Genomic DNA, 23,589 nt, shown 5'->3' with positions numbered 1-23,589 from the left:
AATGGTCCAGCGGCACCTGCTCTTTGATGGTATCGGCGCGTTGCAGAAACTCCACCCAGAATTCGATGCCCTGATTTTCGCTGAGCAGGCGTGGCATGGCGTCGTCGAGGCGGCTGAGCAGTCGTTCGATTTCTTGGCGGCTGGCGGGCACGGATCACCTGTCTGGGCTGGATGGGGCCGGAAATAGTTCCGGTCCCTCGGCTTGGACGTGTGAGGCGCCTGGTTTTGAAATCGCGGCCCGTTCTTTTTTACGGGCGCGGACCCCCAGGCATGGACGTGCCGGGGAGGCAGCGGCCAATGGCCCGGCTTTCGTTCCGGCGGCTTAGCCGGCCGAATGGGCCGTGGCCACGGCCGGCTGCGATGCGGCCACCGTGGGCAGCGGCGCCTTGGCCGTCAAGATGCCACCCAAGGTCAGCACGCAGACCAGCAGGCAGGCGGAAAAGAGGGCTTTCAGTAGCAGGGCTTCGAGTTTCATGGCGGTTCTCCTTGTAGATCGAAATGAAGCGTTCGATGACTACATGGCAAGGCCCGTGCCAACCGCTGCATGGCTGAAAACCCGCATTCCCGCGCGATTTTTCGCAAGTGATGCGCACGCGGCGCTTGTCCGCGGACAAATCCACTGTCCGCGCGGGCACGGACAGCGGACAGTGGGTGGCCGCGTCAGGCGGTTAGCGCGGCCGTTTCGGTGGAAGCCTGGATCGCTGCGTTCAAGGTCTCGGCAAGGCGGCGCGCAAGTTCGGCGTAAGTGGGCGCGCGGGGATGGCGCTCGCGCTTGGATACGTCCACGAGCAGGTCGGTGGGCGCGCAGCCGTTCTCGTTGGTCCGGTGTGCATACACGAAGGCGCGCGGGGCATCCAGGAGCGCGTGGATCTCCGCATAGAACTGGCCGGGTGCATGGGTCAGTACGGTGGGGCCGACCAGGATGGTCAGGGCGCGGCTGCCGCGGCGGCGCAGCTGGCGCATGGATTGCTCCACCTCCACGATCATGGCGTGGTCCTCGGGCAGCAGCAGATCGTGGAACAGCACCGCTTCCATCTCGCTGGCGGCCTTGCGCGCTTCCATTTCGATGCGGCCCAGGAAGCCCATGCGCAAGTCCTGCCGGGTATAGCGCAGCGGCATGGTGGACACCTGCGTGGGGCCCTTGCGCACGATCCACGAATGGTTGACGCGCTCGAAGGTGATGCCCGCTTCTTCGTAGGTCTGGCGGCAATTGGCCGCGCTGATGCTGGCATGCGCGGCCCACGCCGCCTTGAGGTAGGGGATATTGGGCCGGGTGCTGATCATGCAGGTCTCCGTCGATGGCTTTTATCCGCCACGCGGGCCGCGCATGGGGCGCGGCGGCGGGCTCAGGGAGGCTATCGGCGGGCCGGGCGAAAACTTCAGGGCGTCGGCGGCACGCTCAGCTGCAGCGCTTGCGCAACGCGGCTGGCGACGGCATAGGCATCGCCCACGGGCCGGTCGGCATAGTGCTGCGTGCCGTGGTTCCAGGCATCGCCCAGCGCGAACCAGTCGATCGGTGCCGGCGGCGTGCCGCTGCGCAGGGCCTGGTCCAGCGCATGGAAATACATCTGCCAGCGCACGCGGTAGTAGTCGCGGGTGAGCCCGGCCCAGTCCTTGTTGCCGTAGTCGTGCAGGCTGGCGCCTTCGCTGGCCTTGCGATCGCCCCAGGTGGTGAGCAGCGAGCGCGCGTCATAGTCCAGGCGCGTGCGTTCCGCGGGCGTCGATGCCCACGGCTGCACGTACGACAGCCAGGTGCCGACGAGAAAGAACTTGTTGGTGGCGAGCAGCTCGTCCTGAAGATCCATCAGCTGCAGCCAGCGTTGGGTCAGCGCCTCGAAACGCGGGCGATCCTTGCCGTCGCAGGCGGCCTTGATCTGCGGCAGCAGCGCGCGGCTTCGGTTGGCGAGCGTCTGGCGCGCGATGTCCACCAGGTCGTATTGATAGGTGTCGCTATGGCGCAGCGCGGGCGCCACCTGCAGCATCTGCGGCAGCGCCTGCTGGAATGCCTGCGCGCTGTAGCGCATCGCCTCGGGCGACCAGTGAGAGGCGCGGTTGACGGTAAGGCTGGGCTGCGCATCGAACAGCGATTCCTGCGCGGCGTCGCGTTCGCTGTTGAATATCACACTGTCGATACGGATGTCGTAGGCGGTGTCCAGCAGCACATTCCATGCGGCCAATGCATGCGGATCGGCCGCGCCATAGCGGCGCAGCACATAGTCGGCGGTCCATTGCCGCCGATCGACGGGCCGGTCGCGCCAGGCCATCTCGGTAAACAGGTCGTAGGCAAAGGGATTGGTGTCCATGCCCTCGGTGAACACCGCCGTGCCGACCATATTGCGATTGTCGCGGCCAAGCCGTTGCAGGCGGTCGGTGATGTTGACGGTGTTGGCGCCCAACGTGGTGCGCCCGCCGAATTCCCAGATGCCGCCGAACAGGAACGGCGCGTCCTGGAAATCCTTCTGGCGGTTGTCGCGCGGCACCCGGTCGTGGTCGATGTCGATGATCAACAGGTGCTGCCGATCCACGCCCGCGAGCAGGTCCTGGCGCGGATTGCCCTGCCAGGCGAGCATCATCCAGCGCGCGCCCGGATGCGCGGCGAGCAGGGCCTTTTGCACGTCGCGGGCCGCTTCGGGCACGGGCACGTCGCCCGAGTTGCCGCCTTCCTGGAACACTTCCATGTCGTAGACGCTGCTGTCGCCGAACAGTTCGCGCTGGTGGCGATAGAACGACGCAGCGAGCCTGGCGAACATCGGATCGCGCGGGTCGAGCCAGCCCGGCCGCGTGAAGCCGGCCCATTCACCCTGCGGCACGACATGCGCGTGCGGAAATTTGTCTTGGAAATCGGCCGGCACGATGCCGAAGAACCCGGGCAGCACCGGCACGATGCCCAGTTCGCGCAGGCGCGCCACGATCCGCCGCGCCGAGGCCGCGCGCTTTTGCATCAGTGCCGTGCTCACCGGTCCGTTGAAGCAGCACATGTTGCCCATCAACTGCCAGTTCTGGTGCGCCGGCTGGGTGATCCATGCGCGGATCTCGCCATCGGTGTAACCGGCGTCGCGGAAGGTTTGGTAGAGCACGGTATCGGTGCCGCGCTCGATGAGCATCGCGTTGATGCCCGACAGTGCCAGTACATCGATCTCGCGCTGCCAGCGCGGCCAATCCCAGTAGGCGCTGGTGTAGCCATCGACGTTTTCGTTCAGCGCATAGCGCCAGGCGTAGGGGGTTTCTTTCTCGATGGTGCTGGAGGGCAAAGGAAACGGCGCGTTGCCCAGGCGATCGCCGTTGGGCGAGATCTGCACGTGCGCCACGTATTTGAGGTACCAGTTCACGCCAAACAGCAATGCGCTGGGCGTGCTGCCTTCGACCTTGATGCGGCCGTGGTCGCTGGCGATGCGAAAGCGCTCGTGGCCGCCTTGTGGCGCGATCGCGGCCAGTTCGAACTGCGCGGCCTGCTGCGGCATCAGACGCTGCAGCACGCCTTGCTCGGGGCGGATATCGAAGGCTGGGGCCTGGGCTGCTTGCGCGCCTGCCGTGGGCAGCCATGCGGCGAGGCTTGCCAGGCAGAAACCGAGGAAGTGCTTGCGCATGCTTTCATCTCCGCCAAAACGCGGGACTTGCCGTGGCCCCGTGCCCGATCATCGCACGATTGCCCCGCGCCTACGGTGCGCCATGACCTTGGGCAGTGGCCTGGCGCCCGTTGCTGTCCTACGCTGCAAGGGCTAGCGCAATGTCCACCCGCCCGAGCGAGAACATCATGAAATTCCTGGTCATGATCTACAACGACGACACGCTGCTGGACGCACTGCCGCCCGGCCAGTTCGACACGATGATGAACGGCTGCTTCAAACATGCCGATGAACTGCGCGCCGAAGGCCATCTGCTCGATTCCATGCAACTGGAACCGCCCGCGCGCACCAAGACGATCCGCGTGCGCGGCAGCCGTACCACGGTGATCGATGGCCCGTTCGCCGAAACGCGCGAATACCTGGGCGGTTTCAACCTGATCGAGGCGGCCGACATGGACGAGGCGGTGCGCATTGCCCGATCGTTTCCATGGGCAGCGACCGGCTGCATCGAAGTGCGGCCGGTGCATGACATCGATGCCGAACGCGAACGCGTCGGCGCCTAGGGCGTTTCGCCGGGCTCCTCTTCCAGCGGCAGCACTTCGTCGAAAACGGTGTAGTCGATCACGTTGACGCCGTGCTCGTCGCGGTGCACCAGATCGACGTAGCGGTGGTTCCAGCGCACGTCCTTCATGGCCCACTGGTGGCGGGCCATCATGGACTGCGAGGTGGTCTCGTCGATGCCTTCGATGGTCAGCAGCAGCGCGCCCTCGCTCGCTTCCAGGCTTTCGGGCGTGGCGTTGAAGAGGGGGCTGTCCTCGTCGATGGTGTGCATCACGTTCCAGCTCAGCATGAAGATGGGATGCTCGCTGCGCACCAGCTTCATGTCCTCGATGCGGCGGATCTGGAAGCCTTCCGGCGAGCGGTACATGCGCACGATGTGCAGTTGCGCGGAGGCCTGCGCGATCAGGTTCATGCGCGTATTGGCCGCGCGCATCATCAGTGTCTGCTTGCCGTCGATGGTGCGCACCACCGGATGCTTGCCGAAGATGATCTTGGCGCGCGGGCGCGAGAAGCGCGCAAAGATCAGGCCGGTGAACACGGCGATATTGCCCATGCCCACGATGATTTCCACCGTGGCCACGATGTGCGTGTACACCGACTGCGGATGCATGTCGCCGTAGCCGACGGTGGCGAGCGTTTCCACGCTGAAGAAGAACGCCCCCGCCAGGCCGTGCGGATAGAGGTTGGCGATGCCGTTCGGATCGATCTGGTAGAGCATCGCGAAGAGGGCGTTGAATAGCAGAAACACGCTGACGGCAAGACTGAAGAAGGCCGGCCAGGTCATGGTGAGCGCGCGGTGGTAGAAGTCGTCCCAGAACGGCTCATGGATGCCCTCGGAGACGAACTGGCGTCCTCCGATATGCACCATGCGCGGCTTTCGCCATGGCTTGACGGGCTTCCTGGACATGCGTGGCGGCTCCTGGGGGTCCTGGGCGCGATTGTAGCGCCCGTGCGGCGCGCTTCCTCGCTGCGGCCGCACAGTCTTGGGGCTAAACTTGCCGGTCTGTTCGGTCAGGCAGGCCGCTTATGCTCAAGCTCATCGGTTTCGACGGCGACGACACGCTTTGGCGTAGCGAGGATTATTACCGTCAGGCCAGCGCGCAGTTTCTCTCCCTGGTCGGCCACTACGTGGACGTGGGCGACGCCAGCGTGCAGGCGAGCATGCTGGCCACCGAGCGGCGCAACTTGAAGCTGTTCGGCTACGGCGCCAAGGGCATGACGCTGTCGATGGTGGAAACGGCCATCGCGATCACCGAGGGGCGCATGACCGGCGCGGACATCCACCGTCTGGTCGAGATCGGCAAGCACGTGCTGCAGCATCCGGTGGAACTGCTGCCCGGCGTTCGCGAGGCGGTTGCGGCGGTGGCCGAGCGGCACGCGGTGGTGCTGATCACCAAGGGCGACCTGTTCCACCAGGAGAAAAAGGTGCTGCAATCGGGGCTGTCGGCGCTATTTGGACGCATCGAGATCGTGTCGGAGAAAGACGCGGCGACCTATCGCCGGGTACTGGCCGAATTCGCATTGGAGCCCGCGCAGTTCGCGATGGTGGGCAATTCGCTGCGTTCGGACATCGAGCCGGTGATCCGCCTGGGCGGCTGGGGCGTGCACATGCCCTATCACGTAACCTGGGAACACGAGCTGGAGAATGGCCTGGGCGAGGCGGATGCGCCGCGCATGCTCACGGTGCAGGCGCCTGCGGATATTCCCGCGGCGATTGCGGCGCTTTCGGCGCGCGCGGCGGGGTGAGCGGGTGCTTTTTTTCGCTTCCCCGCGCAGAGGGCAGCGCGAGTTTTTCCTTCTGCCTGCGCACATGGCACTGGGCAGCGCTTTACCCGCACGCCAAGGGGCAAGGGCGCCATGCGGCGTATACTGAGGCCATGCTCGATCCGCACACCATCCAGTGCCCTTATTGCGGCGAACACATCCAGATCCTGATCGATGCAAGCGCCGGCAGCGAGCAAAGCTATGTCGAAGACTGCCAGGTGTGCTGTGCGCCGATCGATATCCACGTGCGCATCGGCGAGGACGGCCACGCGCATGTCACCGCCGCCGGCCAGAACGACGCCTAGGGTAAACAGGCCTAGACCAGCCCGGCGGCCGATTCGACGATGCCGATGCCCTGCGCGGTGAGCGTGGCGCGCGTCGCATCGTCCGTGGCGGGCGTCACCGGGCGGGTCAGATCCCACAGGACATGCGTGCGAAAGCCAAGGGCGAGCGCATCCTGCGCCGTCCACAGCACGCACACGTCGCGCGCCAGCCCTGCCAGGTAAACCTCGCTGACGCCCCGTTCGCGCAGCCAGCCGCCCAGGCCGGTGCTGGGGCGCGCGCCGTCGGGACCGTGGTTTTCGCGAAAGCCGCTGTAGGAATCCACCTGCGGATCGCTGCCTTTGCGCAGGATCAGGTCCAGCGGCGACCAGTCGATGCCTGGATGCAACGCGGCGCCGGGTGTGTCCTGCACGCAGTGGTCGGGCCATAGCGTCTGCGGGTAGCCGTAAAGCGGGATGTCCTGGAACGGCCGCGCGCTCGCGTGCATGCTGGCGAACGAGACGTGGCCGCGGGGGTGCCAGTCCTGCGTCGCCACAGTCTGGCGGAACAGGCGCCGGCGCAGCAGCGCGTCGATGCCCGGCACGATGGCGTCGCCCTCGTGGCAGGCGAGCGCGCCGCCGGGCATGAAGTCCGGCTGGACATCGATAAGGATCAGTGCGGCATGGTGGTGCATGAGGCGAGCCCGGGAGTGTGTTGGCGCAAGATTCCACTCCCAAGGCGCGGCATAATGCAAGCGATCGCTCCGAGGAAAGCGCCCCACTTATGCATTACGACCAATCGTGGATGGGATATGGCCTGATCGGTGCCCTGGAGGCCGGCGGCATCAGCGCCGCGGTGGCGTTCGTGTTGTACCTGATCGTGGATGCGATCGGCCGCAAGCAGGGCTGGAGTCCGCTGCGCAAGCTCAGCATCGCGTTTCTGCTGTCGCTGTTGCTCACCGCCAGCGGCGATGTGTGGGATCTGTTTTATTTCAATTACGGCCAGTTGCAGTCGATCCAGTTGCTCAAGGCCAAGCTGGCCCAGGTGCACGATCCGGACAATATCGGCCTGCGCGTGTTCTGGGAAATGACCGGTGCCTTCGTCGGCGCGACGCTCGCGTGGATCGTGCGCGGCGGCGACTGGCGCGGCGTGCTGCGCGGCGATTAGAGAATCGGATCGAACAAGCGCGCCACGTGCATGGCCAGCCGGCGCAGATAAGGCGCCTTGCGGTATTCGTCGCGGGTGATTTCCACCGCCTGGGCAAAATCGGCGATCAGCATGCGCTCCACGTCCCGCGCGAAATCGCGGTCCACGCTCAATGCGCCGATTTCGAAATTCAAGCGAAACGAGCGGTTGTCCAGGTTCATGCTGCCGATGCTGGCCGCGTCGTCGTCGATCAGTATCACTTTCTGGTGCACGAAACCCGGCCGATAGCGATACACGTGGACCCCCGCTGCGATCGCATCGTGCGCGTGCAGCGTGGATGCAAGGAACACCGTGCGGTGATCCGGGCGCGAGGGCAGCAGCACGCGTACATCCACGCCGCGCATCACCGCCAGGCGCAGCGCCGATTGCACGGCCTGGTCGGGCACGAAGTACGGCGTGGTCAACCATAGGCGCCGGCGCGCCGCGTTGATCGCCACGGTGAAGAACAGCGAGCAGGTTTCCTGCGGATCGGCCGGGCCGGTCGCGGCGATCAACGTATCGGCGCTGCCTTGCGCGGTGCGCGGCGGCAGCATCGGCGGCAGTTCGCCGGTAACCCAGTGCCAATCGACCGCGAAGCTGCGCTGCAGATCCGCCACCGCCGGGCCGGACAGCTGCAGATGCGTGTCGCGCCATGGCGCCAGCGGCGGTTTCAGGCCGAGGTATTCGTCGCCCACGTTCAGGCCGCCGAGAAAGCCCACCCAGCCATCGACCACCACGATCTTGCGGTGATTGCGAAAATTGAGCTGGAAGCGATTGCTGCGCCGCTCGGTGGCAAACGGATGAATCGCCACGCCGCCGCGGCGCAAGGTTTCCACGTAATGCCGGGGCAGCGCATGGCTGCCGATGCCGTCGAACAACACGTACACCTGCACCCCGGCCGCCGCGCGTTCGAGCAGCGCCTGTTGCATGCGGCGGCCCAGGCCATCGTCGTGGAAGATGAAAAACTGCACCAGCACGCAGCGTTCAGCCTGCGCGATGGCCTGGAATATCGCCGCGAACGTCATCTCGCCGTCGATCAGCAGGCGCAACTGCTGGCCGGCATGAAAATGGTTGCCAAGCATGCGGGTCAGCGCGGCGTATTGCGTGCACTGTTCGGGCACGCCCGCTTGCTCGCCGCGCGGCGCCGCGTGCGCAAGACGCTGGCGATGCACACGATGCAGCGTCACGTAACCCTGGAAACGGCGGCGACCCAGATACAGATAAGGCACCAGCGTCACGTAGGGCAGCAATACCAGGCCCAGCGCCCAGGCGAACGCGCCTTGCGGCGTGCGCGTGTTCATCACCGCATGCATCGCGGCAAAAATGCCGGCGACATGCAGCAGCATTGCTAGCAGGGCGAGGATCTGCGGCAGGCTCATGGTGCGGGCGATTCTCGCATGCGCCTGCTCGTTTGCACGAGCTGGGTGCGGGGTAGGGGCCTGGGGTAAACAGGCCCTAGCCGCCCAGGATGCGGTCGGCGAGCTGCCGCGCCTGCTGGCGGATTTCCGGCATGGCGGTCGATTCCCACAAGGTGCCGCGCAACAGGCTGCCGATGGCGAAGAAACGGGGCCATGCCTGGCCCTCGTGCAGCAGCCGTCCATCCGGGGTGGACTCCAGCCCCAGGCCGAAGGGGTCGGAGCGGACGTGGCCGTTGGTCATCAGTTGCTGCAGTAGTACGTGGTGCGTGCGGCGCACGTCGGTTTCCAGGCCCGTGCTCTGCACCGCGAGGTCGGCATCGAGCGTTTGTTCCGCCGTTGCGCCATGAGGCAACCATTGCATCCGCACGCCGTTGCCGGCGAGGGTGACGCCATGGACGTGGCCGCGCAGTCGTCGCAGGCGTCCGGATTGTTCCAGTGCCTCGATCGAGCGCGCCACCTGCGGTGCCATGCGATGCCTTGCGCGTTCCCACAGCCAGCGCACGTGGCGCAGAAAGCGCGCGCGTTCGGCGCGCGGCAGCGCCTGCCACAGCGAAGGCGTGTGCGGACGCAGGCAGTCGATCACGCTGCGCCAGTCGTCGGCGTTCGTCACCGCATCGCGCAGCAGGTGCATCCAGGTGCGGACGTCCGGTGCATCGCGCATCGTCTCGACCAGTTCGTCGCAATCTTCATACGGCGAAGAGGCGCTGGACCGATGCGCTTCGGGCAGTCCGCCGTGCCGCGAAATAGCCGTGAAGCGTGCGTTGGGCCATTTCTGGGCCAGCTCCAGCAGCACGTCCACGGCGGTCAAGCCAAGGCCCACCAGCAACACGTGGTGCGGCTGGATGTCCGGCTTGGTGTCGGCCAGCAACGGCCAGGGCATCGTCACGTAGCGGCCACTGGCGAGCGCGGCCTCGTCCACCATCGGCAGCGGGCGCGGGTTCAGCGCGCCGAGCGCCAGCACGGCCGCTTCCACGTGCGTGGTGGACTCGCCGTGGAACAAGGTCACGCCATCGTTTTCCGGCACGATGGCTTCCACTTCGTAAGGCACCACGCGCACGTCGTGGCCGCGTTCTTTCGCACGGCGCAGCGCGCTGGCGGTTTCCGCTTCCAGGTAATCGCCATACCAGCTGCGCGGCAGGAAATCGGTACCCGATACGCTGGGATCGCGCTGCTGCATGTATTGCAGAAAACCGGTGGTGCGGTTGGCGAACATGCCCATCGATGCCGCGCGCACATTCAGCAGGTGCAGATTCGAACGCGTGCTGTAGGCCACGCCGCGGCCTGGCGTGGCGCCGGCGGTATACCAGTCCAGATGCAGCGGTTGCGCAGCGGGACGCTCCAGCAGTTCGCTGAGCAGCGTAGCTCCCGCGGCGCCGGCGCCGACTATGGCAACCCGTCGAAACATGTCAGTCCTTGGAGCGTGGGTGAGGCTGGGTGGCTGATATCACATCAAACGCGAAGCGGACCGGCAATCCTCGCCCGCTGCCGCTGCGCCTGCCAGAACGGCTCGGAGGAGACTGGCGCGTAGGCGGCGTAATCGTCCAGGTCGCCGCCGTACACGTGCAGCGTCAGCGCAGTTTCTTGCCGCGATAGATTGCGACAGCGATGCATGTAGGGCATGTCGGCGTCGAACCAGGTCGCATCGCCCGGGCCCAGCCAAGCGCGCTTGCGCAATTGCCACGGATGGGCGGTCGTCGGGCGCGTCCACGATTCCACTTCCAGCGCGCCGTACAGGCTCAACTCGATCCCCCACAAGCCGGCATGGTCGTGCGAGGGGGTGGTGTAGCCCGGCGGCCATGCCATCACCAGCAGGCTTACGCCCGGGCGGCCGCGGCGCGCTACCAGCCAGCGTTCGAATCCGCGACGGCCGCGGCGCAGGTCCGACAGGCCGTCGGCAAGCGTTTGCGCATTGCGATGGACAATGCCGCCCAGCTCGCGCGACAGCGAGGCGAGATCGGGATTTTTTTCGAATGTCTGCGCAAGCGCGACATCGCGAAGTGCCTTGAGGCTTTGTCGGTAAGTACGCATGGAGCCCGTATGCAGACCGTGGATGCCGGCAGTGGAGCATGCCCGTCGTTAAACCAACGTAAGACAATTAGGGCCTGTTCACACTATGGGCGTAGCCCGCGCCGCGCCGGGTCTGTTTGCCCGCCGTCCGGCGTCATCGCGCAGTCGTGTACGGACATATACGCCTTCGCTCTTGCTTGGTTGGCGAGCAAACAGCGCCCGGCGCGGACCACGCCCATGGGGTAAACAAGCCCTAAGAGGGCGATCATCAAGACATGACTTCTGCGGCATGGACTTGCCGTGGCATCGGCCTATGCTGGCTGGGAGTCCTTAAACCTTCCGGGTTCGGGACGCATCTGACCGTATGGCCGATAACGGAGAACGGACATGATCGAGCTGATGCTGATTGCGGTAATCGTGGGCGGGTTGTGGATCGTCGGGTCGGTGATCGGCCTGGTCTTCAAGCTCGTGTTCGGCCTGGTCGGTGGGATTTTCGGCCTGCTCGCCGGTGCCATCGGGTTGTTCATCGGCGGCCTGGTGATGCTGCTGGTATTGCCGATCGTGGCGCTGTCGCTGCTGCCTGTGTGCCTGCCGGCGCTGCTGCTGTTCGGGCTGATCTGGGCGATCGTGCATGCGGGGCGCAAACCCGCGGCCGCGGCGCCTACGCCGCGCTGACATGCCTCGCCGGCCGCCGTGGAGCGGGACCCGGGCTGGCCGGGCCCCGCTTCCGTGGGCGTCAAGTTTGCTGCGTCAAAGTTGCTGTAACGCAAAACTTACCGGAACGCGCGCCCACGCCTTCACCGCATGGCCATCGATGACTGCTGGCTGGAATGACCAGCTGGCCAGTACCTGTTCGCGCGCACTCTTGTCCAGCAATGCATAGCCGCTGCTGCGTTCGACCACCACGTCGATGGGCTTGCCGTTCTCGTCCACCAGCACTTTCAACATCACGGTGCCCTGCATGCGCATGCGTAACGCCTGGGCCGGAAAGTGCAGCGGCGATGCGCGATAGGCCAGCGATACGATACCCGGCGCAGTGGATGGCGGCGCCACGGCCGGTGGCGTGGGTGCCACCGGGATGGCGTTATGAGAAGGCTCGTCGGTCGGCGCACTCACCGCCGGCGGCGTGACCTGCGGCTGGGCGTGCACCGGCACGGGCATGGGCGGCATGTGTACGGGTTTGGGCAGCGGCTTGAGCACGATGTCCGGAACCGGCAGCGGCTTGGGCGGGGGTTCGATGATGTGAATGGGGGTGGGCGCGGACGTTTCAAACACGTGGGCGAGCTGCGGCGCCAGCGGCCGCAGGGCGAACAACAAGGCAGCAAGGTTGAGGGCGATGGCCGCGCTCAATGCGGTAACGCGCACCATATCCGGGTGCGCACGACGAACGACAGCCAGGCTTGCGGACGACATAAGCGACCTCCTGACGACGATGTGGATGGTGATGCGCCGGGAGCCACGCTGTGTGGGGACACAGAGGGATCGTGGCAGGCGCGGCTCCAGCCTATGCCCGCGGCTTGGATCGACGCAATAGCCGTCCAGACGGCCGGCCAAAAAAAACCCCGCATCGGGGGCGGGGTTGCAGGATATACGGGCATCGGGGAGGCGATGTCCGTGTCGCGCATGGTGCCATCCAGCGGCTTGGGCTGGCGTGCATACCCCGTGAGGGCGGTATTCACGAACCGGCAGGCACGGCCTGATGAACGCCTCGCCGCTTTCATCATGGAGACCTGATGCCGTCTGGCTATTAGGCAACGGCAGGCCAAACGGTTAACGTGTCGACCTGGGTTTCACCATCGTGTCATGTTGCCGGGAGTCGCTGGATGTCTGCAGCAGAGGGAATGGCGTTACCGCGTTACGGTGTCAGCGACGAGCTGGCCAGTTGCGTCATTCATGGCATCGGCATCGTGCTCAGCGTCATGGGCCTGGTGTTGCTGACCGTGCGCGCGGCAATCGGCGGCACCGCGAGCGACGTGCTGGCGAGCGCGGTGTACGGCATATCGCTGATCCTGCTCTACACCGCCTCGACGCTGTATCACTCGGTACGCACGGAGCCGGCGCGGCGCATCTTGCGCACGCTCGACCACATCGCGATCTTTCTATTGATCGCCGGCACCTACACGCCGTTTACGCTGATCGCCCTGCGCGGCACCTGGGGCTGGAGCCTGTTCGGCATCGTGTGGAGCCTGGCCTTGCTCGGCAGTGCGCTGGAGGTGGGGCTGCTCAAGCGTTACCGGCGCCTGGCGGTGTTGCTGTACGTGGCGATGGGATGGGTGGGAATCGTCGCGTTCCGGCCGCTGCTGACGCACCTGCAGACCGGCGGCATGGTGCTGCTGCTTGCCGGCGGCGCGGCGTACACGCTGGGCGTACCGTTTTACCTGTGGCGCCGGCTGCCGTATCACCATTCGGTGTGGCATTTCTTTGTGCTGGCAGGGAGCGTGCTGCAGTTTCTGGCGGTGTTTTTTTATGTGGTGCCGGCGGTGCGGGGGTAAAACCGGCCCGGCGCCGCGACGGGGTTCATGGCCATCGCGGCGCATGTATCTTCACTTGAAGCATCCACGCTTGCGTCTGGCGACAACCTGCACCCGCACCTGCCCTCATCCCGGTGTTCGCCGCGATGAGGGCATGCATGGAGGAGACTGAGCGTTATTGCTTCTTCTGCAGCTGCGCCGGCACAAATTGCGTACGCACCGCCTCGGCCAATTGCGCGGGCGGCAGCAGGCCCTGGTTGATCACGAAATCGTTGAAGGCCTGGCGATTGAAATCCTTGCCCAGCGCAAGTTCGGTTTCCAGCCGCAGCTGTTGCAGTCGCATGTAGCCGTAGAAATACGCGGTGGCCTGGCCGGGGCTGTTGAAGGTGTAGCGGTCCAGCTCCTCGCGCGTAAGGGCTTCGGAAAGGCCCACGTCGTAGCGCAATACATCGTGTGCGCGTTCCTTGCTGATCATCCCCAGGTTCAGCATCGGGTCGAGGAAAGCGCGCGCCGCACGCATCAGGCGCGCCTGCAGCGCGGCAAATTGTCCGGCCGGCGGCTCGTAGGGCAGCATCTCCGCTTCCGAATACAACGCCCAGCCCTCCACGTTGACGCTGTTGAAAGCGAACAGGCTGCGCGCGATCGACACGCCGCGTTCCACCATCGCCGCAAATTGCAGCTCGTGGCCGGGGCGTCCTTCGTGCGCGGTGAGTGTCCAGGCGGCAGCCTTGAAGGTGAAGTCGTCGTAGGCATCGGAGGCGTCCTTGCTTGCCGACGGATTGCCCATGGTCAGTACGAAGGTGCCGCGTTCGCCGTGGTTGCCGATCAGCGGCGGCGGATCCATGTGCGGCGCCGGCGTGGCGGCAGCTTCGGCGTCGGAGGCCACGCGCATCTGCATCTGGCGCTCGGGCAGGGTGATGATGTGCTCGCGGCGGATGATGTCCTGGATCTGGTCGATCACATGGTGATACCACGGCAGCACGTCGTCCTTGCCCAGCTGCTGTTGCTTGAGCGCCTTGAGCACGTCGCGATAATCGGTGGCCTTGATGCCTTCGGCCTTGGCCACGGTCGGTGCCATCATCTGCATGGTCGAGCGCAGTTCCACGAATTCCAGTTCCGCCTGTTTGATCAGCTGCTCGGGCGCAATGTCGATGCCGACCTGCTTGAGGCTATAGGCGTACAAAGGTTCGGGCAGGCGGAAATCGCTGCGTTCGCGCGGCACGATGGTGCTGCGCGTCCAGGCGTCATAGTCCTTCAGCTGGCTGTCCATCGCATCGAGCGCGGCCTTGCCCTGCGCATCGTCGAGCTTGTACTTGGCGAACAACTGGCGGATGCCCTGCGCGTAGCGTTGCGTATTGGAAAGCCGCTGTTCCACGTCGAGCTTGTAGGGGCCGAGCAGGTTCTTTTCACCGAGGCGCGCGGTGGTTTGCGCTTCGGCGAGCGTGACGATCGGGGTGCAGCCCGGCGCCTGGCCCACGTAGCACTGCAGGCGTTTGACGGCGAGCGCGCGACGCTTGGGATCGACGTCATCCTTCAGCAGGTAGAACTCGCCGCTGAAGATCAGCTGCGCGACGTCTTGGTAGGGCAGCATGTATTTGTGATTGAGATCGATGCCCTCGATCTGCAGGTCCACGGTCTGCAGCATGATCTGCAAATCCTGTCGCACGTTGGTGTCTTTTTCCGTTGCCAGCATGCCTTGCAGTTTGGACTTGGTATCGACCAGCGCGGCGCGCATGCGCGCGTCCAGGTCCGGCTTCAAGTCGGCGACTTTGTCGTCGTAGCCGGCAAGGCCCACTTGCGTGGCAAATTCCGGGCTGAAGCGTGCCTGCTCGGCAAGCAGCACTTGCGCGTCGGCATTGCTGCGCGCCACCCACGCGGGTGCCTTTGGTGTTTGCGTCTGTGCGTAAGCCGATCCGGTGGCAACCAGTGCAACCGCCACGGCGAGGGCGAGGCGCTTGATCATGTCGGACATCCCCAGGAGTGAAGTAGGCCGAGCGTAAGCGCGGCACGGGCCACGCGTCATGTATCCAAGGTTGGGTCAGCCCCACAGCATGAGGAAGCCGAACAGCCCCACCATGACCAGCGAAATCACCAGCTTCAGTAGCGTGGCCAACAGCAGCCCCAGCCACGTGCCCAGGCCGACGTGGGCCGAGCGCAGCACGCTTCGGCTGGAGGCGAACTCGCCGATCAGCGCGCCGACGAAGGGGCCGAGGATCAACCCCGGCAGGCCGAAGAACAGGCCGACCAGGGTTCCCAGCGAAGCGCCCCAGACCGCTTGCCGGCTCGCGCCCAGGCGTTTGGCGCCAAGGGAGGTGGCGATGAAATCCACCAGCACGCCGAACGCGGCCAGCAGCCCCAGGGCGATCAGCCAGCCGGTGCCCAGGTGACGGTAGCCGTCCACGGCGGCGATCAGCCAGATGCCGCCGAAGATCATCGGGATGCCCGGCAAGGTGGGCAGTACCGCACCGATCAGTCCTCCCACGATCAGCACGCCGCCCAGAATGTAGAACGCGATATCCAGAGGACCATCCTTGAACGCAGCGGCCTCGCCGCGGATCGGCCACAATAGTCCGTCCTCGCGCCGCGTCCGGCAAGTCGCGCGCGTTTCATCCATCGGTAGCCTTGTGTCCAATCTCGAACCCACCTTGCTCAAGGCCGACGAACTGGGCCGCATCGAAATCGTCGAGCGTAACGGCGTGCGGATGATCCGCCGCGACATTCTCGCCGCGCGTTGGTGGGCGCGCGCCTTCGCGCACCGCGCCGCCGCGCGCGAAGCGCGGGCGCTGGCCAAACTCGACGGCGTCGATGGCGTGCCGCGCCTGCTCGGCTGGAACGGCAGGGAACTGCTGCGCAGCTATATCGCCGGCCAGCCGATGCAGCAGGCGCAGCCGCGCGATCGTGCCTATTACCGCCAGGCATTGCGGCTGCTCGCGCAATTGCATCGCCATGGCGTGGTGCACAACGACCTGGCCAAGGAGCCGAACTGGCTGGTGCGCGAGGATGGATGTCCCGCGCTGGTGGATTTCCAGATCGCCTACACGCGCGGCCGTCGCGGCCGGCTGTTCCGCCTGCTGGCGCGCGAGGACGTGCGGCATCTGCTCAAGCACAAGCGCACGTATTGCGATCACGCGCTGAGCCGGCGCCAGCATGCGATGCTGAAAACGCCGGCGTGGCATTCGCGCCTGTGGCGCGCGACGGGCAAGCGGCTTTACAAGCTGATCGCGCGGCGCGTGTTCGGTTACTGGGACAACGAAGGCAAGGGGCGCGTGCGCAGTTGAGCGATCGCGCGCCGCCCTGGTGCCTTACTTTTCGACGAAGGCGCGCTCGATCACGTAGTCGCCCGGCTCGCGCGTGCGTGGCGAGGCCTGGAAGCCGCGTGCATCGAGCAGTGCGCAGAGGTCGTCGAGCATCGCGGGGCTGCCGCATAGCATCAGGCGATCGGTGTCCGGGTTGAGCTGCGACAGGCCGATGGCCTGGCTCATCGCGCCGTCGACGATGTTGTCGGTGATGCGGCCGCGGTTGCGGAACGCCTCGCGCGTCACCGTGGGGTAGTAGATCAGCTTTTCGCGCACCAGCTCGCCCAGATAGTCGTGCTGGGGCAGTTCGTGTTGCAGGTAGTGCGAATACGCCAGGTCGCTGATGTTGCGCACGCCGTGCGCCAGCACGATTTTTTCGTAGCGCTCGTAGGTTTCCGGATCGCGGATGATGCTCATGAAAGGCGCCAGCCCCGTGCCGGTGCCGAGCAGGTAAAGATGCTTGCCGGGCTTTAAATCGGTCAGCACCAGCGTGCCGGTGGGCTTGCGGCTCACGTTAAGGCTGTCGCCGGGCTTGAGGTGCTGCAGGCGCGAAGTGAGCGGGCCGTTTTCCACCTTGATCGAGAAAAATTCCAGGTGCTCTTCCCACGCCGCGCTGGCAATGGAATAGGCACGCATCAGCGGACGGCCGTCCACTTCCAGGCCGATCATCACGAACTGTCCGCTGTCGAAGCGAAAGCCCGGATCGCGCGTGGTACGGAAACTGAAAAGGCTTTCGTTCCAGTGATGCACGTCGATAACTTGTTCGGTCGCCAAAGCCACCATGGTGAGGTTTTCTCGGGTTGCAAAAGGGGGGGAGCGGGCCACGGCTTGAGCGGGATTGGCGAGGGCTCGCGGTTGCCGCATGCCTGGCTGAGCTGCTTGGGGATCGTGGCCGCCCGCGCATTTTACGCGATCGGCGCCACGCACGCCCGTATCGGCCCTTGACGACGGTCGGTCGATGCGGGGCGGCATGCCGGGCGGTGCGGCTTGGGGGCATGTATGGACTGGCGGCCGCTTCATCAAGTGGAGGGCGCCGCCTATGCCCGTGGCGGGTGCGTCATCGGCCGATGCTTTGCCCTAGGCCTGCTGCCTGGCCTGGGCGGCGGTGCCGGGCAAGCGTTTCGCTGCGCCCGCCAATCCGCGACAATGGCCGGGCATGACACTGGTAACTTCCCCATTGGCCTCCCCCGGCTCGCCCTGGCGCCTGTCCGTCGCACCGATGATGGACTGGACCGATCGCCATTGCCGTTATTTCCATCGCCTGCTTTCGCCGCACGCGCTGCTGTACACCGAAATGGTGACCAGCGCCGCGCTGGTGCGGGGCAAGCAGTTGCGTCTGCTCGAGCACAGCCAGCAGGAACATCCCGTGGCGTTGCAACTGGGCGGCAGCGATCCGCGCGAGCTGGCCCAGGCGGCGCGGTTGGGCGCGCAGGCCGGTTATGACGAGATCAATCTCAACGTGGGCTGTCCATCCGACCGCGTGCAATCGGGTCGCTTCGGCGCGTGCCTGATGCGCGAGCCCCTGCTGGTAGGCGATTGCGTGAAGGCGATGCGCGACGCGGTCGCGGTGCCGGTGACGGTGAAGTGCCGCATCGGGGTGGACGACCAGGACGAATACGCCGACCTGCAGTATTTCACCCAGACCATGCTGGCGGCGGGTGTGGAAGTGTTGATCGTGCATGCGCGCAAGGCGTGGCTGCAGGGCCTGTCGCCGAAGGAGAATCGCGAGATTCCGCCGCTCGACTATCAGCGCGTCTACCGGCTCAAGCGCGAGTTTCCGCAGCTGCTCGTGGCGATCAACGGCGGCATCACCACGGTCGATGCGGTGCGCGAGCATCTGGATCACGTCGATGGGGTGATGCTGGGGCGCGCGGCGTACCATGATCCTTACGTGCTTGCGCGGGTCGAAGCGGCGCTGCATGGCGTGCCGATGCCCTCGCGCGAAAGCGTCCTGCACCATATGCGGCCCTACATCGAGGCCGAGCTGGCGCGCGGCACCGCGCTCAAGCACATCACCCGGCACCTGCTGGGCCTGTACCAAGGGCAGCCCGGTGCGCGTGGCTTCCGTCGCGCCCTGAGCGAGGGTGCGCACCTGGCCGGCGCGGGCTGGGCGTTGATCGAGCAGGCCCTGGCCCCCGCGATGGCGGCGGCTTAGGGCTTTTGATGCTATGGATGTGCTTAGATCCCCAGGCTGTAACGGCCGTCCGGGCAGTATTCAGCCCCGGTTGCGCAGTATGTCGCTTCGGCCGGGGTCGGCCGGCATTCATCATGGGATTATGGGTTCTAAGTTACTAGCATGGACGGTCGCCGCGGGCGTGCTCATGGCCGGTGTGGCCCATGCTCAGTCTTCGGCGCCCCCGTCCGGCCTGAGCCTTGAGCAAGCAGTACAGCAAGTGCAGCAACGTGAAGGCGGCAAAGTGCTTTCGGCCGAGCCGCGCCACATCGGACGCAGGGTGGAGTACCGCATCAAGGTACTAACGCCCGAAGGCCATGTGCGCGTGCTTGCCGTGCCTGCCGAGCCCGGGCGCGCGCCCGCTGCGGCACAGCCCTCCAACAAGAAGTTCCCCAATGGCGGAAGCAACAAGAAGGAGAAACACTGATGCGCATCCTCCTGGTCGAAGACGAAGCGCCGCTGCGAGAGACACTCGCGGCGCGCCTGAAGCGCGACGGGTTTGCGGTGGATACGGCCCAGGATGGCGAAGAAGGTATCTACCTGGGTCGTGAGGTGCCATTCGATCTGGCCATCATCGACCTTGGCCTGCCCAAGATGTCGGGCATGGATCTGGTCAAGGCGCTGCGCGAGGCCGGCCAGCGTTATCCCATCCTGATCCTCACGGCGCGCGGCAGCTGGCAGGACAAGGTCGAAGGCTTGAAGCACGGCGCCGACGACTACCTGGTCAAGCCTTTCCACGTCGAGGAGCTGCTCGCCCGCATCAACGCGCTGGTACGGCGCGCGAGTGGCTGGTCCAAGCCGGTGCTGGCCTGCGGCCCGATCAAGCTGGACACCACCGCGCAGACGGTGTCGGTGGACGGCAAGGCGGTGGACCTCACCAGCTACGAATACAAGGTGCTCGAATACCTGATGCTGCATGCCGGCGAGCTGGTGTCCAAGGCGGACCTCACCGAGCACATCTACCAGCAGGACTTCGACCGCGATTCGAACGTACTGGAGGTTTTCATCGGCCGCTTGCGCAGGAAGCTCGATTCGGAGGGTACGATGAAGCCCATCGAAACGGTGCGTGGACGCGGGTATCGCTTTGCCATCCCTCGAAGCGAAGACGAATGATGCAGCCGCGCGCCGCCCGTTTTCCCGGGCGGCGCGCGCGGCCCTGGCCACCGGCCTGGTACTGGCGGCCTTTCTCGGCGCCATCGGCTGGACGCTGTCGCGCACTTATTCGGCCAGCGAGCTCAACAAGCTGCAGGACCGGCTGCACGATTACGTCATAACCTATATCGCCGGCACCGATCCGCGGCGCGACGGCACGCCCCTGTTGCCCGATTCGCCGCCCGACCCGATGTTCTCGCGGCCCGGCTCGGGCCTGTACGCGGTGGTGCTGGGCGAAAACGGGTTCCACTGGGAATCCTCCTCCGCGCTGGGGCGGGATTTCAGCTTCCTGCATCGCCTCGATCCGGGGCAGCAGCAATTCGTCGGGCCGGTCGATACCGAACTTGGGCGGCTTTACTACTACAGCTTCGGCGTGGCGCTGGACATGGCCGACCGCCCGCCCGTGCGCCTGACCTTCACCGTCGCGCAGACCGAAGAAGAGCTGGTCGGCAACAATGAGGTGTACCGGCGCAGCCTGGTGGGCTGGCTGGCTACGCTCGGCGTCATGCTGATCGTGCTGCAGCTGCTGCTGCTGCGCTGGAGCCTTACGCCGCTGCGCAGGGTGGCCAACGACATGACGCGCGTGGAGCGCGGCGACAGCGATCACCTGGACAGCCAGTATCCGCTGGAACTGACCGGCCTCACCGAGCGCATCAACGCCTTCATCGACAGCGAACGCGAACAGCGCACGCGCTATCGCAACACGCTGGCGGACCTGGCGCACAGCTTGAAGACACCGCTGGCGGTGATGCGTTCGCAACTGGAATCGGCCAGCGAGATACCCGCCGCCGCGCGCATGCCCGCGCTCGATCAAGTGCGCCGCATGGACGAACTGGTAGCCTACCAGCTCGCGCGCGCGGCCACCGGCGGACGGCAGACCTTCGCCAGCGCGGTACCGATCGCCGGACACGCCGAAGATCTGGTGCAAAGCCTGGAAAAGGTCTACGCCGCCAAGAACGTGCTGTGCGAATTCGACATCGACGACGGTGCGGCCTTCTACGGTGAGCAGGGCGACTTGCTCGAACTGATGGGCAACCTGCTGGAGAACGCGTTCAAATGGGCCAGCCACCACGTGCTGCTGGTGGTCAAGACGCAGCCGCAATCCGGGCGTCAGCAGCGCTCGGGCATGCTGCTCAGCGTGGAAGACGACGGCCCCGGCATCGACGAGGACAAGATCGAGAAAGTCCTGCAGCGCGGCGTGCGTGGCGATGAGCGCGTGCAGGGCCATGGCATCGGCCTGTCCATCGTGCAGGACATCGTGCGCGCCTATAACGGCGAACTGACCGTGGACCGTTCACCGGAATTGGGCGGCGCGCGCTTCAGCGTGCAATTGCCGCCCGACTGAGCGCGGCAAGGCGCGGACGGCGATCCGCTTAGGTGTGCAAGGGAAGCGCCGCGCGCTTTACTGGATGGAGCCGGGCAGCAGCGACTGCCAGCCCAGGCCCGAACTGTGTGCGGAACCGGACGTTGCGGCATCGCCGCCGCCCAGGTGCGTGGCGCTTTCGTCGCTGCCGGTAGTGCTGCCGGCGTGGCTGGTGCTGTTGTCCGAACGGGTGCTGCCGCTCGCGCGCGGAAGGTTGAGCGCATCGCCGCCGGTGGCGGCCGATTCGTGGCTGGCGGCATGCTCGCCCGACGGGTTGTTGCAGTTGCAGCCGGAGGTATTGCCCGTGGTCGAGGTACCCGTCGCCGACACATTGGCGCAGGTGCCCAACATCAGCACGCTAGCAAGCATCAGTGGAATGGCACGCATGGCGATTAGCCCCTAAGGCGGTGAGCCTATCGCCTGGATAGTCCCAGAAAGGCCCCTCCGATGCCAGTGCCAGGCCCCGGCGACTTTGCGGCGCGGGCTACGCCAACAGGGTAAACAGGCCATAGAATGGCTCGATGTCATGTTTTGCTTCCCATTCCCTTGCGCACCCGCATCGGGTCGAACGTCTCCAGGAAGACTGAGACCCATGCAGCCGCACCAACTTCTGGCCGCCCTGGCCACCGGGGAGCCGCTCTCGGGCTCCCGTCTTGCCGCCGACACCGGCGTCACGCGCGCCGCGGTCTGGAAGCAGATCCAGGCGCTGCGCCACCGTGGCGTGCCGATTGAATCGGCCGGCGCGGCCGGCTACCGGCTGCCCTGGCCGATCCACATGCTGGACGAATCGGCCATCCGGGCCGATTTGCCGGCAGCCGTCGCTCGCCGCCTGGGCGTGCTGGAGGTGCACTGGGAACTCGATTCCACCTCCAGCGCGTTGCAACGGCGGGGCATCGCGGCGCCGGATTTCAGCGTCGTGCTGGCCGAAACCCAGACAGCCGGGCGCGGCCGGCGCGGACGCAGCTGGTTGTCGCCGCCGGGGCTGAATATCTATCTGTCGTGCCTGAAGCGGTTCGAGGCCGGTTTCGCGTCCCTGTCGGGCTTGTCGCTGGCGACCGGCGTGATCGTGCTGCGCGCGCTGCACGCCCTGGGCATCGCCGGCGCGCGCCTGAAATGGCCCAACGACGTGCTGGCCCAAAGCGGCAAACTGGCCGGCATCCTGGTCGAACTCAGCGGCGAGTATCAGGGGCCGTGCGCGGCAGTGATCGGCATCGGACTCAATCTGCGCCTGACCCCCGCGTTGCGCGAGCAGGCCGGCCAGCCGGTAAGCGACCTGGCCGATCTTGCCCACGGCGTGCCGCCAGACCGAAACCGCGCGGTGGCCGCCCTGGTTACTAGCCTGGTCGAGGGGCTGGACCAGTTCGAGCGCGAAGGCTTCGCCGCCTTCGTCGACGAATACGCCGAGCATGATGCCTTGCGCGGCATTCCGCTGCGCGTCAGCGGCGCGAGCGGCGACCTCGATGGCGTCGGCGCCGGCATCGATGCGCGCGGCGCGCTGCAGTTGCAAACTCCGGCGGGTCTGCATCGCATCGACAGCGCGGACGTCACGGTGCGTCGCGCATGAGGCTGCTGCTCGATCTGGGCAATACGCGCTTAAAGTGGGCCCTCGCCAGCGCAAACGGCTGGTCCGCGCGCGGCGCGCTGGCATGGAATGACGATGTGCCGACGGCCCTGGCAAGCGCATGGCGAGACATGCCACGACCGGCGCGCGTCGTCGGTGCATCGGTGGTGGATGCCGCGCGCGAGGCGGACGTGGAAAAAATCGTCGCCGGGACGTTCGCGCGCGACGTCACCTGGGTGCGGACGCCCGCCGAAGCCTGCGGCGTGCGTAACGCCTACGCCGAGCCGCAGCGGTTGGGCGTGGACCGCTTCCTGGCGATGGTTGCCGCACATGCGGCCGGACACGCGCCGTGTGTGCTGGCAGGCATCGGCACTGCGCTGACCCTCGATGCACTCGGTGCCGACGGCACGCATCTGGGCGGATTGATCGCACCCGGTCCCTTGCTGATGCAGCAATCCTTGCTGGGCGCGACCGCGCGCGTGCGGCCGGCGCAGGCGGGCGCGATCCGCGACATCGCCGACAACACCGCCGATGCCGTGGCTTCCGGCTGCTGGCTGGCGGCCGCGGCGCTGGTGGAGCGTTTCGCCCGGCGCATCGCCGAGCAGTCATCGAAAACCGCCGTGCGCCTGTTACTGGACGGCGGCGATGCCGATCTACTGCTGCCGCTGCTGACGGTGCCGGGCGAGCTTGCCGCCGACAGCGTCCTGCGCGGGTTGCTTGTGTGGGCCGACGCACATCCGGCGGCCACCGCGCCCTAGGCGCTTTTGCATGCCATCCGTCGTCATGGCTCCATCGTGTACAGACGTGCACT

Annotated in this window: 26 protein-coding genes; 13 read left to right on the top strand and 13 right to left on the bottom strand. The window is 66.0% G+C overall.

What is annotated here, in order from left to right:
- Positions 1-322: 322 nt before the first annotated feature.
- The 3 genes from VME63_RS13740 to VME63_RS13730 all read right to left on the bottom strand — a co-directional run bounded on the left by VME63_RS13740 (position 323) and on the right by VME63_RS13730 (position 3,587).
- Positions 323-475 (bottom strand): hypothetical protein, encoded by a 153-nt coding sequence (locus VME63_RS13740; RefSeq protein WP_325433924.1) that lies wholly within the window; start codon positions 473-475, stop codon positions 323-325.
- Positions 476-660: 185 nt separating this feature from the next.
- Complete coding sequence (locus VME63_RS13735; protein WP_325433923.1) at positions 661-1,284, bottom strand: hypothetical protein; 624 nt, start codon at positions 1,282-1,284, stop codon at positions 661-663.
- A 95-nt stretch (positions 1,285-1,379) separates the two neighbouring features.
- Entirely contained in the window at positions 1,380-3,587 is a 2,208-nt protein-coding gene (locus VME63_RS13730; RefSeq protein WP_325433922.1) for an alpha-N-acetylglucosaminidase, read from the bottom strand.
- A gap of 167 nt (positions 3,588-3,754) precedes the next feature.
- Here VME63_RS13730 and VME63_RS13725 point away from each other — a divergent pair, with 167 nt between their 5' ends.
- A complete protein-coding gene (locus tag VME63_RS13725) occupies positions 3,755-4,129 on the top strand; it encodes a YciI family protein (protein WP_325433921.1) in 375 nt (124 codons plus the stop codon).
- Here the strand turns inward: VME63_RS13725 and VME63_RS13720 are convergent.
- Entirely contained in the window at positions 4,126-5,034 is a 909-nt protein-coding gene (locus VME63_RS13720; RefSeq protein ID WP_325433920.1) for an ion channel, read from the bottom strand. The two genes, VME63_RS13725 and VME63_RS13720, sit on opposite strands and share 4 nt — an antisense overlap.
- A 119-nt stretch (positions 5,035-5,153) precedes the next feature.
- Here VME63_RS13720 and VME63_RS13715 point away from each other — a divergent pair, with 119 nt between their 5' ends.
- Positions 5,154-5,873, top strand: coding sequence for an HAD family hydrolase (locus VME63_RS13715; RefSeq protein WP_325433919.1), 720 nt, complete (start codon positions 5,154-5,156; stop codon positions 5,871-5,873).
- Positions 5,874-6,004: 131 nt separating this feature from the next.
- Positions 6,005-6,196 carry a CPXCG motif-containing cysteine-rich protein gene (locus tag VME63_RS13710; protein WP_325433918.1) on the top strand — a complete coding sequence of 64 codons (192 nt, stop codon included), beginning with the start codon at positions 6,005-6,007 and terminating at the stop codon, positions 6,194-6,196.
- An 11-nt stretch (positions 6,197-6,207) separates the two neighbouring features.
- Here the strand turns inward: VME63_RS13710 and pncA are convergent, their stop codons facing one another.
- Positions 6,208-6,846, bottom strand: coding sequence for a bifunctional nicotinamidase/pyrazinamidase (gene pncA / locus VME63_RS13705; protein WP_325433917.1), 639 nt, complete (start codon positions 6,844-6,846; stop codon positions 6,208-6,210).
- Between the two features lie 89 nt (positions 6,847-6,935).
- Between pncA and VME63_RS13700 the strand changes: the two genes are divergently transcribed.
- On the top strand, positions 6,936-7,319 hold the full coding sequence (locus VME63_RS13700) for a hypothetical protein (RefSeq protein ID WP_325433916.1): 384 nt from the start codon (positions 6,936-6,938) through the stop codon (positions 7,317-7,319).
- Here the strand turns inward: VME63_RS13700 and cls are convergent.
- From cls to VME63_RS13685, 3 genes are all read right to left on the bottom strand, one after another.
- Positions 7,316-8,716 (bottom strand): cardiolipin synthase, encoded by a 1,401-nt coding sequence (gene cls, locus VME63_RS13695; RefSeq protein ID WP_325433915.1) that lies wholly within the window; start codon positions 8,714-8,716, stop codon positions 7,316-7,318. The two genes, VME63_RS13700 and cls, sit on opposite strands and share 4 nt — an antisense overlap.
- Positions 8,717-8,792: 76 nt before the next feature.
- The gene (locus VME63_RS13690; RefSeq protein ID WP_325433914.1) at positions 8,793-10,160 is read right to left on the bottom strand and encodes an FAD/NAD(P)-binding protein; all 1,368 of its coding nucleotides are present in this window, start codon (positions 10,158-10,160) and stop codon (positions 8,793-8,795) included.
- A gap of 44 nt (positions 10,161-10,204) precedes the next feature.
- The gene (locus tag VME63_RS13685) at positions 10,205-10,783 is read right to left on the bottom strand and encodes a cysteine dioxygenase family protein (RefSeq protein WP_325433913.1); all 579 of its coding nucleotides are present in this window, start codon (positions 10,781-10,783) and stop codon (positions 10,205-10,207) included.
- 366 nt (positions 10,784-11,149) lie between these two features.
- Between VME63_RS13685 and VME63_RS13680 the strand changes: the two genes are divergently transcribed.
- Positions 11,150-11,437, top strand: coding sequence for a hypothetical protein (locus VME63_RS13680; protein WP_325433912.1), 288 nt, complete (start codon positions 11,150-11,152; stop codon positions 11,435-11,437).
- Positions 11,438-11,512: 75 nt separating this feature from the next.
- On the opposite strand, the gene VME63_RS13675 is transcribed toward VME63_RS13680, so the two are convergent.
- Positions 11,513-12,175, bottom strand: a complete 663-nt coding sequence (locus tag VME63_RS13675; protein ID WP_325433911.1) for an energy transducer TonB — start codon at positions 12,173-12,175, stop codon at positions 11,513-11,515.
- A 410-nt stretch (positions 12,176-12,585) separates the two neighbouring features.
- Here VME63_RS13675 and trhA point away from each other — a divergent pair, with 410 nt between their 5' ends.
- Positions 12,586-13,254: a PAQR family membrane homeostasis protein TrhA gene (gene trhA, locus VME63_RS13670; protein WP_325433910.1), complete on the top strand. Its 669-nt coding sequence runs from the start codon at positions 12,586-12,588 to the stop codon at positions 13,252-13,254.
- Positions 13,255-13,408: 154 nt separating this feature from the next.
- On the opposite strand, the gene VME63_RS13665 is transcribed toward trhA, so the two are convergent.
- Positions 13,409-15,196: a DUF885 domain-containing protein gene (locus tag VME63_RS13665; protein WP_325433909.1), complete on the bottom strand. Its 1,788-nt coding sequence runs from the start codon at positions 15,194-15,196 to the stop codon at positions 13,409-13,411.
- 75 nt (positions 15,197-15,271) lie between these two features.
- Positions 15,272-15,754, bottom strand: a complete 483-nt coding sequence (locus tag VME63_RS13660; RefSeq protein ID WP_325433928.1) for a DUF456 domain-containing protein — start codon at positions 15,752-15,754, stop codon at positions 15,272-15,274.
- 181 nt (positions 15,755-15,935) lie between these two features.
- Here VME63_RS13660 and VME63_RS13655 point away from each other — a divergent pair, with 181 nt between their 5' ends.
- A complete protein-coding gene (locus tag VME63_RS13655) occupies positions 15,936-16,511 on the top strand; it encodes an RIO1 family regulatory kinase/ATPase (RefSeq protein WP_325433927.1) in 576 nt (191 codons plus the stop codon).
- Between the two features lie 24 nt (positions 16,512-16,535).
- Here VME63_RS13655 and VME63_RS13650 read toward each other — a convergent pair whose 3' ends face one another.
- Positions 16,536-17,312 carry a ferredoxin--NADP reductase gene (locus VME63_RS13650; protein WP_325433908.1) on the bottom strand — a complete coding sequence of 259 codons (777 nt, stop codon included), beginning with the start codon at positions 17,310-17,312 and terminating at the stop codon, positions 16,536-16,538.
- Positions 17,313-17,685: 373 nt separating this feature from the next.
- Between VME63_RS13650 and dusA the strand changes: the two genes are divergently transcribed.
- From dusA to VME63_RS13630, 4 genes are all read left to right on the top strand, one after another.
- Positions 17,686-18,684: a tRNA dihydrouridine(20/20a) synthase DusA gene (gene dusA, locus VME63_RS13645; protein WP_325433907.1), complete on the top strand. Its 999-nt coding sequence runs from the start codon at positions 17,686-17,688 to the stop codon at positions 18,682-18,684.
- Between the two features lie 166 nt (positions 18,685-18,850).
- On the top strand, positions 18,851-19,129 hold the full coding sequence (locus tag VME63_RS13640) for a hypothetical protein (RefSeq protein WP_325433906.1): 279 nt from the start codon (positions 18,851-18,853) through the stop codon (positions 19,127-19,129).
- Positions 19,129-19,815 (top strand): response regulator transcription factor, encoded by a 687-nt coding sequence (locus VME63_RS13635; protein ID WP_325433905.1) that lies wholly within the window; start codon positions 19,129-19,131, stop codon positions 19,813-19,815. The genes VME63_RS13640 and VME63_RS13635 overlap by 1 nt, the downstream gene beginning before the upstream one ends.
- Positions 19,787-21,199: an ATP-binding protein gene (locus VME63_RS13630; protein ID WP_325433904.1), complete on the top strand. Its 1,413-nt coding sequence runs from the start codon at positions 19,787-19,789 to the stop codon at positions 21,197-21,199. The genes VME63_RS13635 and VME63_RS13630 overlap by 29 nt, the downstream gene beginning before the upstream one ends.
- A 57-nt stretch (positions 21,200-21,256) precedes the next feature.
- Here the strand turns inward: VME63_RS13630 and VME63_RS13625 are convergent, their stop codons facing one another.
- The gene (locus VME63_RS13625; RefSeq protein WP_325433903.1) at positions 21,257-21,604 is read right to left on the bottom strand and encodes a hypothetical protein; all 348 of its coding nucleotides are present in this window, start codon (positions 21,602-21,604) and stop codon (positions 21,257-21,259) included.
- A 205-nt stretch (positions 21,605-21,809) separates the two neighbouring features.
- On the opposite strand from VME63_RS13625, the gene VME63_RS13620 reads away from it, so the two are divergent.
- Together VME63_RS13620 and VME63_RS13615 are read left to right on the top strand one after the other, a co-directional pair.
- Positions 21,810-22,781 carry a biotin--[acetyl-CoA-carboxylase] ligase gene (locus VME63_RS13620; protein ID WP_325433902.1) on the top strand — a complete coding sequence of 324 codons (972 nt, stop codon included), beginning with the start codon at positions 21,810-21,812 and terminating at the stop codon, positions 22,779-22,781.
- Positions 22,778-23,536 carry a type III pantothenate kinase gene (locus VME63_RS13615; RefSeq protein WP_325433901.1) on the top strand — a complete coding sequence of 253 codons (759 nt, stop codon included), beginning with the start codon at positions 22,778-22,780 and terminating at the stop codon, positions 23,534-23,536. Before VME63_RS13620 ends, VME63_RS13615 begins: the two co-directional genes overlap by 4 nt.
- The last annotated feature ends 53 nt before the right edge of the window (positions 23,537-23,589 follow it).

It is taken from the genome of Dyella sp. (assembly GCF_035503745.1).
Classification (GTDB): domain Bacteria; phylum Pseudomonadota; class Gammaproteobacteria; order Xanthomonadales; family Rhodanobacteraceae; genus Dyella_B.
This window is presented reverse-complemented; position numbering and strand designations above follow the sequence as displayed.